Origin of the sequence: Halorubrum sp. SP9, from assembly GCF_005435015.1 — an archaeon.
In the GTDB taxonomy this organism is placed as follows: domain Archaea; phylum Halobacteriota; class Halobacteria; order Halobacteriales; family Haloferacaceae; genus Halorubrum; species Halorubrum sodomense.
Window position 1 is genome coordinate 1 of the sequence record NZ_SGXU01000496.1, and the last position, 357, is coordinate 357.

The following is a 357-nucleotide window of genomic DNA, read 5'->3' on the forward strand; positions in this document are numbered from 1 at the left end:
GTGATGAGCAGCTCCAAGAAGTCACCAAGATGCTTCGGGTTGCCCTCGGCGATAACCGACCGCCAAACCTGTTCCTCTACGGCCCGTCTGGAACTGGGAAATCGCTAATTACGAAGGCAGTTTGTCATAATATCAGCCGTATCTGTGAGAGCCGTGACATCCGGTTTGGCACTGTTGAAGTGAACTGCCAGGATCTAGACACGCTTGGTATCGCCGTGTATGAACTCGTTCAGCAGGCTGCTGATGCGGCAGGAGTCCCTGTTGAGGTGCCAAAACACGGCGTGGCAACGAAAGAGAAGTGGGATGAGCTCTACCGGATCGTCAACGAGCATTTCGACTCTGTTGTGTTTGTCCTCG

The 357-nt window shown here is 53.5% G+C and carries 1 protein-coding gene; it reads left to right on the forward strand.

Going from position 1 to position 357, the window contains the following annotated elements:
- The coding region (locus EXE45_RS18365; protein WP_137695161.1) for an AAA family ATPase at positions 1 to 357 on the forward strand (357 nt) is incomplete at both ends.